Source organism: Streptomyces sp. NPDC001832 (assembly GCF_040297265.1).
GTDB lineage: Bacteria > Actinomycetota > Actinomycetes > Streptomycetales > Streptomycetaceae > Streptomyces.
On the sequence record NZ_JBEOYU010000017.1, the window covers coordinates 1 to 16,387 of the forward strand.

The 16,387-nt window shown below is 68.9% G+C and carries 9 protein-coding genes and 3 pseudogenes; 10 read left to right on the forward strand and 2 right to left on the reverse strand.

Features of this window, described 5'->3' with window-relative positions; translation table 11 throughout:
• Positions 1–296: 296 nt before the first annotated feature.
• From ABT115_RS16020 to ABT115_RS16060, 9 genes and pseudogenes are all read left to right on the forward strand, one after another.
• Positions 297–428: pseudogene (locus tag ABT115_RS16020) on the forward strand (IS256 family transposase); the annotation flags it as partial.
• Positions 429–580: 152 nt separating this feature from the next.
• Positions 581–721 carry a hypothetical protein gene (locus ABT115_RS16025; RefSeq protein WP_351789352.1) on the forward strand — a complete coding sequence of 47 codons (141 nt, stop codon included), beginning with the start codon at positions 581–583 and terminating at the stop codon, positions 719–721.
• 504 nt (positions 722–1,225) lie between these two features.
• Positions 1,226–2,116, forward strand: a pseudogene (locus ABT115_RS16030) (AfsR/SARP family transcriptional regulator); the annotation flags it as partial.
• An 88-nt stretch (positions 2,117–2,204) separates the two neighbouring features.
• Positions 2,205–3,707, forward strand: a complete 1,503-nt coding sequence (locus ABT115_RS16035; RefSeq protein ID WP_351789596.1) for an ATP-binding protein — start codon at positions 2,205–2,207, stop codon at positions 3,705–3,707.
• Positions 3,708–3,938: 231 nt separating this feature from the next.
• Entirely contained in the window at positions 3,939–4,217 is a 279-nt protein-coding gene (locus tag ABT115_RS16040) for a sulfurtransferase TusA family protein (protein ID WP_351789354.1), read from the forward strand.
• Between the two features lie 46 nt (positions 4,218–4,263).
• Positions 4,264–7,815: a S8 family serine peptidase gene (locus ABT115_RS16045; RefSeq protein ID WP_351789357.1), complete on the forward strand. Its 3,552-nt coding sequence runs from the start codon at positions 4,264–4,266 to the stop codon at positions 7,813–7,815.
• The gene (locus ABT115_RS16050) at positions 7,772–8,614 is read left to right on the forward strand and encodes a tRNA wybutosine-synthesizing protein 4 beta-propeller domain-containing protein (protein WP_351789577.1); all 843 of its coding nucleotides are present in this window, start codon (positions 7,772–7,774) and stop codon (positions 8,612–8,614) included. Before ABT115_RS16045 ends, ABT115_RS16050 begins: the two co-directional genes overlap by 44 nt.
• Positions 8,615–8,619: 5 nt before the next feature.
• Positions 8,620–9,338, forward strand: a pseudogene (locus ABT115_RS16055) (response regulator); the annotation flags it as partial.
• Between the two features lie 396 nt (positions 9,339–9,734).
• Positions 9,735–13,472, forward strand: a complete 3,738-nt coding sequence (locus ABT115_RS16060; RefSeq protein ID WP_351789359.1) for a S8 family serine peptidase — start codon at positions 9,735–9,737, stop codon at positions 13,470–13,472.
• On the opposite strand, the gene ABT115_RS16065 is transcribed toward ABT115_RS16060, so the two are convergent.
• Positions 13,457–14,167 carry a transposase domain-containing protein gene (locus ABT115_RS16065; protein WP_351789579.1) on the reverse strand — a complete coding sequence of 237 codons (711 nt, stop codon included), beginning with the start codon at positions 14,165–14,167 and terminating at the stop codon, positions 13,457–13,459. The two genes, ABT115_RS16060 and ABT115_RS16065, sit on opposite strands and share 16 nt — an antisense overlap.
• Before the next feature lie 428 nt (positions 14,168–14,595).
• Between ABT115_RS16065 and ABT115_RS16070 the strand changes: the two genes are divergently transcribed.
• The gene (locus ABT115_RS16070; RefSeq protein WP_351789362.1) at positions 14,596–15,165 is read left to right on the forward strand and encodes a TIGR03086 family metal-binding protein; all 570 of its coding nucleotides are present in this window, start codon (positions 14,596–14,598) and stop codon (positions 15,163–15,165) included.
• A gap of 50 nt (positions 15,166–15,215) precedes the next feature.
• Here the strand turns inward: ABT115_RS16070 and ABT115_RS16075 are convergent, their stop codons facing one another.
• Complete coding sequence (locus ABT115_RS16075; protein WP_351789365.1) at positions 15,216–16,265, reverse strand: hypothetical protein; 1,050 nt, start codon at positions 16,263–16,265, stop codon at positions 15,216–15,218.
• Positions 16,266–16,387: the final 122 nt, after the last annotated feature.

Sequence of the window (16,387 nt, forward strand, 5' to 3'; positions counted from 1 at the left end):
GCTGGAAGCGTCAGAACTCCCATCATCGCAGGTCAGCAGGCACCTCTTCTTGATTCCTTATCCACAGGACGCGGGTCACTCGGTGGATCGAGGCTTAGACCGACCGGCAAATGGGGGGCGGCGTCGCGGGACCGGGCACGCACATCTGCGGCGTTGTCGTCAGTCGACAACTCCCCCATAGCCCTGAAGGGGCATGGGGGACCCCCTTCGCGTTGCCTCCCTCCTCCGCCTTGCAGCTGCACGCACCCGGTCCCGCTCCTTCTCCCACCCCCCATTTGCCGGTCGGTCTAAGGCGTTTTTCGCTCGTCGAGTCCACCCAAGCACGGTGGCGAGCCGTGAACGCGCCCCACCTCGTCGCCCTCGTCCGCGCCAGAGCCCGCTTCGAGCGAGGCCAAACGGTCGAGCGTCCCGCCGTCCTCGCGGCATAGGGTCTGGTGCACCATGACCGACTACGACACCTACGGCGGGTGGTCGAGTCAAGTACGCCACCGCCCTGCGCCTGGGCACAGCCGAGGCCGAGCAGGTACTGCGCCGCTTCACCCGCGGCGGCCCCGAACGTTTTCGGCTTGGACCAGGCCGCGTGACGTTCAGCCAGATCTCACCGCGCTTCCGGCCCCGCCGCCACCGGATGACCGCCACCGGCTACCACACCGAGATGCGCCACCGCTTCGGAACCTGGAACGAGATCACTGGCACTACCGCCATGCCCACCGAGGCCTGAACCAGAGGCGGAAACCAAGCCCAGCACACCCCCGCACACCCTCAAGTAACCGCACACCAACAAGTTGGCAATGCCCCGCCAGGGCATGGGCGGGCGGGTCGGTCGTGCTATATGGTTCTGTCTCGAAGTCTTTGGTGTGTGCAGGTCAGCGCACGCTGAAGAGGGAAGGGGAAGCGTCCAGGTGGGCGTGCGCTCTTGACTGCCATAGTCGTCGACCAGGTTCCTCCGTTGCGGATTCTGCTGTTGGGCGGGTTTCGGGCCGTACGTGACGGGGCGTTGGTCCAGCAGCGGTGGCGGCCCAGTGCGCAGAAGCTCGTCAAGTTGCTCGCGCTCGCGCCTGGACACCGTATGCACCGCGACGAGGCCATGGAGCTGCTTCGTCCCGGTGCCTCGCCGCACTCCTCGAGGAACAGTTTGTGGGTGGCCCTCCACATTGCTCGGCACGCCCTCCAACCTGAGCTGCGGCCCCGTGAGGCGTCGGCGTATGTGCTGTTGGACGGTCAGATGCTCGCTCTCGCACCCGGGCTGGTCACCGTCGATGTCGATGAGGTCGAGGCGGCGACGAACGCCGTCCTTGCCGAGCCCACCGCCTCTGCCGGACGGGCCGCGCGGCTGGCCAGGGTACTGGAGCAGCTGGAACCCGATCTGCTCCCCGAGGACTCGTACGCCGACTGGGCGATGATGCGGCGAGCCGAACTGACCCGGCTTCGCACGAACGCCGTGCACGAGCTGGCGCTCACTTGTCTCGCGACCGCTCAGGCACAGCAGGCCGCGCGACTGCTGGAGCGGCACCTGGTCGGCAACCCTGCCGACGAGCGGGGTCACGAGCTCCTGCTCCGCAGCTTGCTCACCCTCGGTCGTCCCGAGCAGGCGGTGCGGCAGTACGCGATCGCCCGTCTCGCACTGCACGGCGAACTCGGCGTCGGCCCCGGCGCCGTCCTCGAGCAGCTTCACCGCGCGGCCGTCGAAGAGTGCGCTGGGGCTGCGGCGCGGCTGGCGGGTGGCTTCCCACGCCCCCCGATGCCCGCCGCGATCCGGGCAGCGGAACGCACCCCTATATTCGGCCGGAAGGAGGCGCTGCGGCTCCTCACCGCTGCGGATCCGGGGCTGCCGCCGCTCACCCTGGTCGTCGGCGAAGCCGGGGTGGGCAAGACGCGGCTGGCTGCCGCTGCGGCGCGCGCCGCCCATCAGCGCGGGGCGATGGTGCTCTGGGCGGCCGGCCATGAGGCCGAGGGCCAGAGGCCGTACGGGCTGTGGGCGGACGCGTTCGACGCCTGGCTCGCAGCCCGGTCGTCTGCCGAGCAGGCGGCCGCTGCGGTCGGCCACGACGCGCTCGCGGCGTTGGTGCCTGCCCTCGGGCCGGCCCCGGTGCGGGACGTCGGCCCGGAGGAGGAGAGAGCCCGGCTGTTCCAGGCGGTGAGCGGCCTGCTGAAGGATCTGGCTGTCTGCGGGGAACCCGCTGTTCGCCACCGAACTTGCTGGTTTGGTCAACAGCGGGCTGCCGCTGCCCTCGACGGCTGGGCTGGACAGCGCCTGCCTGCCAGACTCGGTGCGAGGTGCGGTCGAGGCACGGCTGGACATGCTCGACGTCGACGAGCGCGCCATCATCGACGTCCTCGCCGCGGCCGGGGGCGATGTCCATCTGGGCGAGGCCTCCCAGGTTGCCCGTGCGGGGCTGCACCCACCCATCGACCCACTGCGGTTCGCGGCCGCCCTCAACCGGCTGCTTACCGCTGGCCTGGTCGAGGAACGTGAGGTGGTGTCGGCGGGCAGGAGAGTGACGGGCTACGGCTTTCGGCACCCCGTGGTGCGGCTGGCCTGCTACTCGGGCCTGAACGCCGCGCACAAACAAGTGCTGCATGCCGCCTATGCCGACGCAGTGCTCGGGCACCGTCCGGACGCCGTCGACGCGGTGGTCTTCCACCTGGTCCTCGCCGACGACCCGCGTGCCATGACTTGGCTGCGGCGGGCCGCCGAAAGGGCAGCCGCGTTGTACGCCAACGACAGTGCGGACCGTTACTACAGCGAGCTGATCGGGCGGCTTGATGCGACTGACGAGCAGGCCGCGGTGGCCGACGCTCGCCACGACCATGCGCTGATTCTGCGCCGACTCGCCCGATACGACCAGGCAGAGCAGGCACTACGGAGTGCGCTCGAGCGCCGTCTGCGAACCGGGACGGCCGATGCGGCCGCGCGATCGCTGGCGGCCCTGGCCGAGGTGGTCTGCCAGTCGGGCGACCCCAAGGGTGCCCGCGCGCTCCTGGATGGCACCACGCTGCCGTCCGGTCTGTTGTCGGCCACTGCGCGGGTGGCGCTGCACCTGGCCTCGAGCGTCGTCGACTTCCCTCTCGGGGGATACGAGCAGATGCTGGCCTCGGCCATCGAGGCCGAGTCGGCCGCCCGTGCCACGGCTGGCGAGGGTGACGGCGTGCCACTGCTGCTCGGCCGCGCCCTCGGTAATAGGTCGCTCGCCCTGGCCATGCTCGACCGGACCAGCGAGGCGCACCAGGTCGGGCACCAGGCGCTCGAGCACGCCGAGAGCGTGGCCGATATCGGGCTGCTGACCACGGTGCTGTCGATGCTCAGCGAGTTCGCGCTCAGGGCTGGCAGGTACGACGAGGCACGGGTGTACCGGGGGAGGTCGCTCGACCTGGCCGAACGGGCGGGCGACCCGACGCACATCGCGTTCGAGCGGGGAAACCTCGCCCGCCTCGACCTGGTCACCGGCAATCTCGAGGAGGCCCACGAGGGCGCCCTCGCCGCCGTCGAGCTGGTGCGGCCCTTCGGCAACCCGTGGTGCCTGGTGTATTGCCTGGTCCACCTCGCAAGGGTCGCCCTCAAGCGCGCGGACCTGGATGCGGCAGAGTCGGCTCTTCGCGAGAGCGAGAGTTTTGCCCTGCGTAGTGGCGACATCCAGGCGCTCGAATCGGTCGACCGCATCACGCGCGAGCTCGACCAGGCACGGGCGGCCGACGGCCGGCTGTGACGATCGCGGGCACAGCGAGGTCCATCTCGGCAGCCTGCGGGCTGCCTCCGTCTTCGGAGTGTTGAGGTCCGGCTTGTCGACCCGCGTGCGCAGGCTGTCCGGCGCCAGCCGTCGCGGGACGCCGCCGACCGCTTCGACCCATCAGGACCCGGTAATCGGCCCGTTAATCGCTCGGTAAGCGCACTGCCCTACGGTCTGGGCCGGATCACCGATGCGACAGCGAGGAGCGCCATGCACGTCCCCGGACCGTCAGCCGACCACCCGCCGCACCCGGTCACGGTCGTCGATGCCGGTGGCGAACCCTGGGAGCGGGTGGAGTCGCTGCTCGCTCGCCGAATTGAGGAGCTGCCCACGGGGGCCGTGCTGGAGCTGCTCTCCACGGAGTCGGCCGTCCATGCGGCCGTGCGCCTGTGGTGCGCGGAGCGTGGGCACGCCCTCGATGCCGTCGCGTCCGATGCCGTCGCGTCGGTGTTCTGCATCCGGAAGGGCCACCTCTCAACTCGGAGCTGACATGAGTTTCCCCATGCCCCATCGTGGCCGGACCAGACCACGTCGGTTGGTCGACAGGCTCGTCGGCTGCCTGGCGTTGATCACGCTGATTGCTTCCGCCCTCGCGCTGAGTAGTCCCGCGGCCCAGGCCGCCGCCAACTCGAAGCCGAACGGGCACGGCAAATTCCGCCCTGCCCTGCTCGACAAGCTGAAGACCAAGGGCAAGGCAGACTTCTGGGTTCGCTTCGGCGCCGCGGCCGATCTGTCCGAGGCCGGCCGGATCGTGGACTGGAACAAGCGCGGCGCGACGGTGGCGAAGGCACTGCGCAAGACCGCCCGGGTCAGCCAGGCCGACGTCCGCTCGGAGCTGGATCGTGCGCATGTCGAGTACAAGGCGTTCTGGGCCACCAACGCGATTCACGTGAGTGGCGGCTCGCTGAAGATGGCCGAACAGCTGGCCGTGGAGCCCGAGGTGAAGTCGCTCTGGCCGACCCAGACCTACGCGGTGCCCGAGCCCGTGAAGGGCACGGCAGTCGCCGAGGTGAACTCGGTCGAGTGGGGCATCGCCAACATCAACGCTGACGACGTGTGGGCGCAGTACGGCGTGACGGGCGCCGGTATCACGGTCGCGAACATCGACAGCGGTGTCCAGTACGACCACCCGGCGCTCGTGAAGCAGTACCGCGGCAACAAGGGCGACGGGACGTTCGATCACAACTACAACTGGTTCGACGCCACGGGTGCCTGCCTCGGATCGCCGTGTGACGAGAACGGACACGGCACCCACACGATGGGCACCATGGCCGGCGACGACGGCGGGTCCAACCATATCGGGGTCGCCCCGGGGGTCCGCTGGATCGCCGCGAACGGTTGCTGCGCCAGCGACACCACACTGGTCGAGTCTGGCCAGTGGATGCTGGAGCCGACGGACCTGCACGGCCAGAACCCGGATGCCAGCAAGCGGCCCAACGTCATCAACAACTCCTGGGGCTCCAGCCAGCCGTCGAACGACCCGTTCATGGAGGACATGAGCGCCGCCTGGGCGGCATCGGGGATCTTCGTGTCCTGGGCGAACGGCAACAGCGGCCTTGGCGGCTGCAACACCAGCGGGTCACCGGGCAGCCGGATCATCAACTACTCGGTCGGCGCCTACGACAGCACCAACACCATCGCGTACTTCTCCGGCCGCGGCGCCGGCCAGGACGGCGAGATCAAGCCGAACATCTCGGCCCCCGGTCTCAACGTGCGTTCCAGCGTGCCGGGCAGCGGCTACGGCACCAAGAGCGGCACGTCGATGGCCGCCCCGCACCTCGCCGGCGCGGTCGCCCTGTTGTGGTCCGCGGCCCCGGCACTGGTCGGTGACGTGGCGACGACCGAGGCGCTCCTCGACGGCTCAGCCATCGACACCCCGAACAACCAGTGCGGCGGCACGGACGACGACAACAATGTCTTCGGCGAGGGCCGGCTGGACGTCCTCGCCCTCGTGAAGAGCGTGCCGGCCGGCGTCACGGGCACGGTCACCGACGCATCCACCGGCAAGCCGATCCAGGGCGCGACCGTCTCGGCCGGCGAGCTGAACACCGACACCGACGCCGAGGGCCGTTACAAACTGATCGTCCCGGCGGGGGAGCACCAGGTCACCCTCAACGCCTTCGGCTATGCCGAGGCGACCGCCGCGGTCACCGTCCCTGAGGGCCGGTTCGGGTTCGCGACCCTCGACAAGGCGCTGACCGCTCTACCGCGCGTCCACGTCACCGGCAAGGTCACCGACGGCTCGGGGCACGGCTGGCCGCTCTACAGCAGGATCACGGTGCCCGGCGACCCGAGTGCGCACTTCACCGACCCGTACACCGGTAAGTACGACCTGCTGGTCCCCGCCGACCGGACCTACCAGTTGACATTCGACCCCGACTTGCCGGGATACCCGACCCTCACCCGTGAGGTGGCGGCCGGCGGCGCGGACATCGCGCTCGACGTTGCCGCGCCGGTCGATGCCGCCGCCTGCACCGCCCCCGGATACGCGGTGCGCTTCGACGGTCTGACCCAGTCCTTCGACGCGCCCACCATTCCGGACGGGTGGACCGTGACCGACGCGGCCGGCAATGGCGAGGTCTGGCGGTTCGACAAATCGGGCACCCTGAACCGGACCAAGGGCACGGGCCTGTTCGCCACCGTGGACAGCAAGAACTTCGACCCGGCCCACACTCAGGACACCACCCTCACCACCCCGGTGGTCGACCTCAGTGGTGCCAAGACGCCGATCGTGCAGTTCAACACGTATCACATCGGCTACTTCAAGCCGATCACCGCGCACGTGATGGTCGACCTGTCCGTCGACAACGGCCAGAGCTGGCAGACGGTCTGGGAGAAGAACGCGTCCAGCGTCTCCGGCTCGGTACAGACCATCCAGGTGCCGCAGGCCGCCGGACGTTCACAGGTCATGCTCCGGTTCCACTACACCGGCGCCGGCGGCAACGTCTGGCAGGTCGACAACGTCAACCTCGGCCAGCGCTTGTGCGCACCGCAGCCGGGCGGCCTGGTGATCGGCCAGGTCACCGACGCCAACACCGGTGCCGGCCTCAACTCCGTCCCCGTCAGCAGGGGCGGAGCGCCGGCGGCGGGCACTGGGGCCACCCCCGACGACGACGCCCTCGGCGACGGCTTCTACACGCTGCTTGCCCCGACCGGGGAGCAGTCCTTCACCGCTGGCAAGGCCCGCTACAAGACCCTCACCAAGACCGAGACCGTCGTCGGTGACGCAGTGACCAAGGTTGACCTGCCGCTGCCCGCCGGGCGGCTGGAGGTCACCGGCAGCGTCGAGAAGACCGTTGCCATGGGCGATCGCTCCACGGCCACCGTCACGGTCAAGAACACCGGCACTGCTCCGGCGAACGTGACGCTCAACGAGTCGGCCGGTGGACGAACCATCCTCACCACCCCCAGCGCCACCCCAAAGATGAGCTCCGCGGTTACCTCGCGGCATGCCCTCGCAGGTACCAAGCCGGCGGAGAGCCGGGCGCCGGATGCGTCGTCCGGGCAGGCGTTGGCCGCCGACGGCGGATGGGTCAACGGGCCGGGCCTTCCGACCTCCGTGGCCGACAACGTGGTTGCTTCCCACGACGGCAAGGTGTACTCGGTCGGCGGCGTCGCGTATGACTATGTCCCGCCCATCTACTACACCAACAAGGGATGGGTGCTCGATCCGCGCAGCGGGGGCTGGAAGCCGATCGCCGACCAGCCCACGATGCGGGAGAAGGCCAACGGCGCTTTCGTCGGCAACAAGCTGTACATCACCGGCGGCTGGTCGGCCAAGGGGGACGGTTCCATCACGCCAGGTATGGACATCTACGACCCGAGCACCAACACGTGGAGCACCGGATCGCCCGCCCCGGTCAGCTACGCCGCCTCCGGGGTGGCGACGCTCGACGGCAAGCTGTATGCCATCGGCGGTTGCACCAAGACCTGCGGCAGCACCGACGTCTGGGGTGTACACCGCCAGCACGGACAGGTGGCAGCAGGCCGCGGACTATCCCGAGCTGACGTCATGGCTGTCCTGCGGTGCCAACGCGGGCAAGATGTACTGCGCGGGCGGCACGACGGACAAAGCGGCCAGCAATAAGACCTTCGTCTACGATCCCGCGACCAACGCCTGGACCCGGGTAGCGGACATGCCCCATCCGGTGTGGGCGGCTGCCTACAGCGCGGCCAACGGCAAGCTGATCGTGTCCGGCGGTGCGGGCTTCGGCAACACCGGGGTCTACATGGACAGCTGGGCCTACGACGCGGCGGGGGACACCTGGTACCAGCTGGGGAATTTCGCAATCCAGGCGACTTACCGAGGCGGCGGCGCCTGCGGCTTCTATCACGTCGGAGGCGGTGATGAAGGGCCCGGCTGGTTCACGCAGATCCTGCCCGGATACGACGTGTGTGACGAGGGCGATGCGTCATGGCTGTCGCTCGACGCGCGGCGGCTCACCGTGCCGCCGGGCGAGTCTGCGACGGTGACGGTCACGCTGGATGCAGGGACCATGTCGGTCACGCAGCCCGGTGACCTTTTCGCCGACATCATGGTGGACTCGGACACGCCGTACCGGACCGCACCGGTCGCCGTCGCCATGCACGTCACGCCCCCCAAGACCTGGGGCAAGGTGACCGGCACGGTGAGCGGGGTGGACTGCAAGGGAGTGTCCGCGCCGCTCGGCGGCGCGTCGGTGCAGATCGAAGCCGCTGGCGTCAGCCGCAGGCTGCTCACCGACAAGGACGGTCGTTTTGCCTACTGGATCGACAAGAAGTACAACCCGCTCACCCTGATCGCCGCTGACAAGGACTACATGTCGGCGTCCAAGGAGGTCAGGATCAAAGCCGGTCCCGCGACGACGGTCGACTTCACGCTGAAGTCGTCGTTCTGTATCGGCTGACCAGCATGCACGAGTCGCAGATCCCGGACGAACCGCTCTCCGTGCCACGGGTGCGCGTGGACGACCACCACCCGGTGGTGCGCTGTGGCCTGCGCGCGCTGCTCGAGGATGCGCTCGGTGTTGCGGTGGTCGGTGAGGCGGCGGACGGTGCCGAGGCAGTGCGTTCGGTCGCCGAGCCGAGCGGGGGCGACGTGGTTCTCATGGACCTGCGCATGGGCGCCTGTACTGGCGAGGTGTCAGGCGCCGCCACCGAGGAGGCCGGCAGCAAAGAAGGCGGCGGCAAGCGTATGGACGGTGTCGAGGCCACCCGCCGGATCAGGGCCCTGCCGCATCCGCCGAGGGTGCTGATCCTCACCGCCTACAGGAGCGATGCCGAGATCCTCGCCGCCGTCGAGGCAGGTGCGACCGGATACCTGCTCAAGGACGCGCCGGTCGAGGAACTGATCTCCGCGGTGCACGCCGTCGCGATCGGCGAGACGGTGTTGGCTCCCCCGTCGCCACTCGGCTGCCCGGCGCCCGTAAGCGGGCGTCGCGGCCCACGCTGACCCCGCGCGAGGTGGAGATTCTCCACCACCTCGCCCAGGGACTGTCGAACCGTCAGGTCTCACGCGCGCTGTGTATCAGCGAGGCAACGGTGAAAACCCATCTGGTTCATGTCTTCGGCAAGCTCGGAGTGGACAGCCGCACCGGCGCCGTGGTCGCGGCACTGGACCGTGGCCTGATCGGCGAACCGCTGCCCGACCCCACGGTGTCGGCCGCACGACCGAATCCGGCAGATCTGCCCGACCCGTCCGACCGGCCCGGGTTTCCGGACCCCACAGCGCAACGAGGTTCACGTGGCTGACATACCGGCGGCGCATGGCCGCCGCATCAGCACGGCGCGCGGCCCGCCGTCCCTGTGCTGCTGCACCGCTCGCACTTGAAAGCAGCACAACCACACATCACATCCAACGCAGTGATCCGATGCAGCGCCGAATTCCCGCGACCGCGTGGCTTTCGCGCGCCTTTGTCCCCCTCAGAGAAGGTCATCGCCTCAATGAGACAGACACAACCGGCTGGGTCGACCGGATTGCCGGCCCGCTCAACCACCTCCATAGCCTACCGGCTGACGCACCGTCCAGTGCGGACGGCCCTCGGGTTGCTCACCGCGGCCTGTGTGGCCGGCACGCTCGGCGTCCTCCCCATCGCCGCTGCAGCGACGCCGTCACCCGAGGCCGCCCAGCCGCAACAGAACGGCCCCGTTGTCGCCACCCACAAGCTCACCCTCGTCACGGGCGAGGTGGTGACGCTGGAGCGTCACGAAAACGGTTTCCAGGCGGCGACGGTCGAGCCCTCGGCCGACGGTGCCCCGGCGGCGTTCTCCACCATGAAGGTGGGCGAAGAGATCTATGTCATCCCGGACAAGGCGCAGCCGTACCTTGCCGCGAACGAGCTCGACCGCGAGCTGTTCAACGTCACCAAGCTGGCCGAGTACGGCTACGACGACGCGCACCGCCCCGCCGTGCCGCTGCTCGCGACCTACGCGGGCGCGCCGGGCAAGGCCGGCAAGGCACTCAAGCAGGCCGCGCCGGCCGGTTCGGTGAAGGACAACGAGCTGCCCAGCGCCAACGCGGTGGCGCTGCACGCGACCAAGAAGAAGGCATCGACGTTCTGGGAGGCGGTCGACGACGACAGCGCCGCCGCGACGAAGGCACCGAAGCTGGCCGATGGCATCAGGAAGCTCTGGCTCGACAAGCCGGTGCATGTGACGCTGGACCAGAGCGTGCCGCAGATCGGCGCGCCGGAAGCCTGGGCGGCCGGCTACGACGGCACGGGCACCAAGGTGGCCATCCTCGACACCGGTATCGACCCCAACCACCCTGATTTGGCAGGGCGGGTGAAGCAGACCCAGAACTTCACCGACGACCCCGACGCGGTCGACCACCACGGTCACGGCACGCATGTCGCCTCGACCATCGCCGGCTCGGGTGCCGCGTCGGGCGGCAAGTACAAGGGTGTGGCGCCGGGCGCCGACTTGTACATCGGCAAGGTCCTCAACACGGCCGGTTCGGGACCCGAGTCGGGGGTGATCGCCGGCATGGAGTGGGCGGTTGCCCAGGGTGCGGATGTCGTCAGCATGAGCCTGGGTTCGGCGGCCGGCAGTGATGGCACCGACCCGCTGAGCCAGGCCGTCAACGAGCTCACCAAGTCCTCCGGCGCGCTGTTCGTCATCGCGGCCGGCAACACGGGCCCGGGCAAGGGGACCGTGGGCTCGCCGGGTGCCGCCCAGGACGCGCTGACCGTCGGCGCGGTGAACAAGCAGGATCAGCTCGCGGGCTTCTCCAGCCGAGGCCCGGTCAAGGAAACCTTCGCGGTCAAGCCGGAGATCACCGCACCGGGCGTGGGCATCGTCGCCGCCCGCGCCGCCGGCACCACGATGGGCACCCCCGTCGACGCCAACTACACCTCGGCCAACGGCACCTCGATGGCCACCCCGCATGTGTCCGGCGCCGCGGCGATCCTCGCCCAGCGCCACCCGGACTGGAGTGCCGACCGACTCAAGCAGGTGCTGGTCAGCACCGCCAAGCAGGGCGCTGCCACCGCCTACCAGCAGGGCGGTGGCCGAGTCGACGTGTCCCAGGCGATCGGCGCCACGGTCTACTCCAGCCCCGCCGTCGTCAGCATGGGCAAGAAGTCGTCCGAGAGCGCGCCGGTCACCAAGACGGTCACCTACGTCAACACCTCCTCCACGGACAAGACGCTGTCGCTCCGCCTGTTCAGCCTCGGGGAGACCGCGCCCCCGCCGAACGGCATGTTCACGCTCAGCGCCGACAGTGTGACGGTCCCGGCGAACTCCACCGCCGGCGTGACGGTGACCTACCACCCCGAGCTCGGCGCCGTGGGCGACTACACCGGGACCATCACCGCCACCGCGGCCGACGGCACCGCGATCCACACCACCGTCGGCGCGACGAAGGACGTGCCCACCGTCGACCTCACCGTCAACACAATCGACCGGAACGGAAACCCGGCGCCCGGCGAGCTTGCGGTGTTCGACTTGGACAACGGGGTTGTCCGCCAGGTCTTCGTCCAGGACGGAACCAAGACTGTCGCACTGCCGGTGGGGCGCTATTCCGTCATGGGTCTCGTGAGGGAAACTTCCTACTCCCAGGTCACGTCCACCCTCGCCGGTGAGCCCGTGGTGGACCTGAAGGCGGATCGGACGATCACGCTGGATGCCCGGCTGGGGAAGGAGGTCAAGGTCGCGACCCCCAAGGAGTCCGAGCCGCACGGCTACAAGCTCGGGTACCGCCAGCAGCTCCCCGGAAAGAGGGGGATCGACTTCATGATCGTCACGCCGGACCCGCTGCGGGACCACGCCTACGTGGTACCCACCGAGCCGGTGACACTCGGCACGTTCGAGTTCAACTTCCAGCAGCGCAGGTACTCGCCGGTGATCCGGGCGTCCATTGCCGGACAGAAAGCGGCACTCCCGCTTGAGCCGGTGATGTACGCGGCCCGGCTGTACGGCCCCAGCACGCTCCAGGCCGTCGACGCCGGCATGGCACGGCCGGAGGACCTGGCCGGCAAGGACCTCAAGGGCAAGCTCGCGGTCGTCACCCGCGAGAGTATCCCGTTCAGCTACACGAAGTCTGCCGAGCTGATCGCCGCGGTGGCCGATGCCGGCGCGAAGGCAGTGATCCTCGTCAACGACCGGCCCGGCCCCTTCTCCACCACCGTGCCGCGCGCCGCCCGCACTGCCATCCCCGCCTGGAGCCTCACCCAGGACCAAGGTGTGGTGCTCTTCGACCGGATTGCCGACGGCCCCACGCAGATCAACCTGCAGGGCATCGACAAGCACCCCTACGTGTACAACATTGCGATGATGGTTCCCGGTGGAATTCCGGCCGACCCCGTCGACGCGGTCACCGCGGAGAACTCGGCCGTGGTGACGTCCCGCTACCGCGGCGCCAAGGGCAGCTACTTCGGCGAGACCGACTCGCCGGTCCGCCCGGGAGAGACCTTGATCACCCAGTGGTTGGACTTCTTCGACGCGCCGGTGGACCGGGAGGAGTGGTACTCCACCGGCAGCAAGTGGCCGACGATGAAGGACATGCAGTGGCTCCACACGGTCTATCCGTCCCTCACCGCCACCACCACCCGCAGCGTGAGGGACACACTGCGCAACTACCTGCCGGGCGAGCAGCACGAAGAGACCTGGTTGGGCGCGGTGAACGGCCCGGCCGGACCGGATACCACCCAGGCGTTCCGTCAGGGTGACACGGTCACCCTGAGCATGCAGGGGATGGGCGACAGCCAGCCGGGGCACCACCTCTGGTTCGACGAGGACGCCGACAAGTCCACGGTGCGGCTGTACCAGGACGGGAAGCTGCTCAGGGAGCAGAACCAATTCATCATGACCACGGTGCCGGTCAGCCCCGACCCGGCGACCTACCGGATCACCATGGACACGGACCGCCCGGCGTGGTTCCCGCTGTCCACCAAGACCAGCACCGCGTGGACGTTCAAGTCCACCCGGCCGGGGAGCGAGAAGGAGAACCTGGCGCTGCTCTGGCCGAAGTACGGCCTGGACCTGGACGCGCAGAACACCACCCAGGGCGGCAACACCTACGACTTCGACCTGGCGTTCGCGCTCCAGACCGGTGCCACCCCGGACGTTGACGGCGTCGAGGTGGAGATGTCCACCGACGACGGCGCCACCTGGAGCCCCGCGACGGTGAAGACCAAGAGCGACGGCCACTACAAGGTGTCCCTGAGCAACCCTGCATCGGGCTACGTGTCGCTGCGCGTCAAGGCGCACGACACCAACGGCAGCAAGGTCGAGCAGACCCTTATCAGGGCCTACGCCGTGCACTGACCCTCGCACCGACCACTTCCTGACCGAGCCCATGGCACAAGGCATCCCTTGTGCCATGGGCGTACCCTTAGTTCGGCCGGGCCCCGGCCAACCGCGGCCCTGGCCGCCGCCGCACCTACTACGCCCTCACCCATGAGGGACTCCGCGCGGCAGGCGGGGGTGGGGACACGGCGGGCCCCGGAGCGCACCAGGAACCGCGCCCCGCTCTGATGGACGGCATCAAGGAACTCGTTGCCGTCGAAGGCCGCGTCGGCCAGCAGGAGCATCGTCTGGTCCAGGGCGGCCAGAAGCCGCTTGGCATAGGGGAGTTCACCCTCGGACTCCGGCCCGAAGGCGGCGGCGATGAGGGCGCGGGTGCCGCACTCGACCAGGGTCAGCAGCCGCAGGAGCGGATAGCCGAATTCCAGACCCTCCCCGGCCTGTTTGGGGTAGCGCCAGGTGAGCGTCTCGTCGTCGGGGGTGTGCAGCAGGGTCCCGTCGACGGCCACCGTGCGCAGGCCCCGGTAGAAGGACCCGGCCTGCCCGGGGCGGGCGACGGGCCCGGCAAGCGTCTCGAACAGACGCCGCAGAGGTGCGGCCCCCACCCTGCGCCTGGCCCGCGTCAGCGAGGAGACCGCGGGACGCACCAGGGCCAGCGGGGTCAGGGCGGCGGTCAGTTTGGACCACACCGCACGGTACGAGCGGTGCTCGAACAGCGCGAGAGCCCAGCGCGATGATGACCGCTGAGGAACCGATCTGCGGCATCCCCGTACCGTCGCCCGCGGATGTTGCCGCCTGGTTCACGCTCGGCTCGGTGTCCGCGGGCAGCAGCCTCCAGCTCGCCACCCCCACCCCTCAGAACCCGGACCCCAGCCGGAGCCCGCCGCGGTCGCTCGTTAACGGCACGTCCGCCGCAGGTTCAGCGTGACTGAGGGACTTTCACCGGGAACCCACGGGGTCTTCGGCAGGCATGCTCGGAAGTGCGGTGGGTTCGGCGTCGCTGTTTTTGGTGGGCGGATGCAGCACCTGCGGAAGGTGCCAATCATCGACGCTGAGCGATCGCGCGGTATCTCGGTTCGACAGGGCTTCCTCACCGACGCGAAACTCGTGGGCAGCCTGGCAGATGACACCGTAGTCTCCCCGGATGACTACCGTTTCTGTTGAAGATCTCGCACGCGCGTGCGAAGTCGTCGGTGACCTGATCGTTCAGGTCCGCCCCGAGCAGTGGAAGGCGCCGACGCCGTGCACGGAATGGAACGTGCGCGAGGTGGTCAGCCACCTGGTCGGCATGGACCTGGTGTTCACAGCCATGATCGAGGGTGGTCCGATGCCCGAGCGCGGAGCAGACCCCCTCGGTGACGACCCGGTCGGAGCCTACCGGTCCTCCAGTGCTTCACTGCTGGCCGCTTTCTCCCGTCCCGGGGTGCTTGAGCGGAGTTATCGCGGACCCTTGGGGAGCGCCACGGGCGCCGAGCGTTTGCAGATCCGCCTGTACGACCTGCTCGCTCACGGATGGGACCTCGCCCAGGCCACCGGAATCCCTGCCCTGCTGCCCGAAGACCTTGCCGAGCAGAGCCTGGCGTTCGTTCAGGTCCAGTTCTCCGCTCAGTCCCGAACGGGACGATTCGCCGAGCCGCAACCCGTCGAGGAGACCGCTCCGGCCATCGTTCGGCTTGCCGCGTTTCTCGGCCGACCGGTCCCACCGCAGCTGTGAGTCCGATCGATGGCAACTGACCGCCCCCGAGCGCCTGATGGGCAGAATACTCATTCGTTTCCGGCGCCCCGCTCGACCTGGTCGTCCAGCAAGCTGGGCGATGGCCGCATAGCGGCTCGCGGTGGTGTGGGACAAGTTGAAGACCAGGGACAGTTCTCGGCGCTGTCCCGGTCGACCTTCTGGGGGCGCCGCGCGATGTACTCCGTGCGTTCGGTCTTGTCGTCCCCGAATTCCTTGCCTATGGCCTCGATACGGGATTCGTCCAGCATGCCGTGCATCTTGACGCTGTGCAGGCCGGCCGCGACGGCGGAGTCGCTGTCGTCGCCTTGAGCCGTCATGAGGCTCGACCCATAGACCTGTTGGGCCACGGAGAGGGTCGCGTGCGAATCCTCGTCGGCTCCCAGGGCCCGCATGAACTGCATGCTGCCCGTCTCGCCGAAATCACGGAGACGATGGGTGTCCTTCCCGAACAAGCCGTCTCGATCAACGAGATCGCCACTACCGCCCGGATGCTTGATCCGGTCATCGCCCGCGGCGATGACCCCGTCCTTCCACTCCTGCATGGCAGGCGAGTCGACACGTGACGCGGTGGCCAGCGTCAGGCCGAGATTGTCCTGCACCGTGGAAAGGATCTTCGCGCGGTCGCCGGTTGGGGCGTCACCGTGGCCGGGATCGGCAAGGCTGCGCCAGAACTGGAGCGTGCCCTCCGGCCCCAACTTCGTCGCGAAGCGTTCGGCGAAAGCCGGATTGTCCCGTTGGTACTTGGCGACCTCGTTGAAGTGCTTCAGCTGCGCGTCGGTCATCCCGTCGGCCTTGGCCGCGAGCTTCAGCATCGCATCCGCGTCCTCGATGCCCTGCTTGCGGTCCGCGTCCTCCAGGCCCTTGTAGCCGGCCTCGCTGAAGTTGTATTTCCCCGCCGCGTGCTTACGCAGGGCACGTGCGGCGATCCTGTCGATCTCGTCCGCCGCCGAGAGGATCCGGCCCACCTCGGCGGCAGCCGTGTCGACCTCGTCCTGGGTCGGTGGCTCGATCTTTGCCGTGCCGGCCGCCGCTCCGGATGGCACGGAGCTGACCGCCCCACCGTCCTCGTTGATGTGCACATTGTGCCTTGCCCACCGATCGATGGTACGCCGAGACTCCGGCCACCTCTCTGACTGATCGAAGGATCCCTGATGACATACGTCCGTGGCCATTACCGCCGTGACGGCTCCTACGTTCGCCC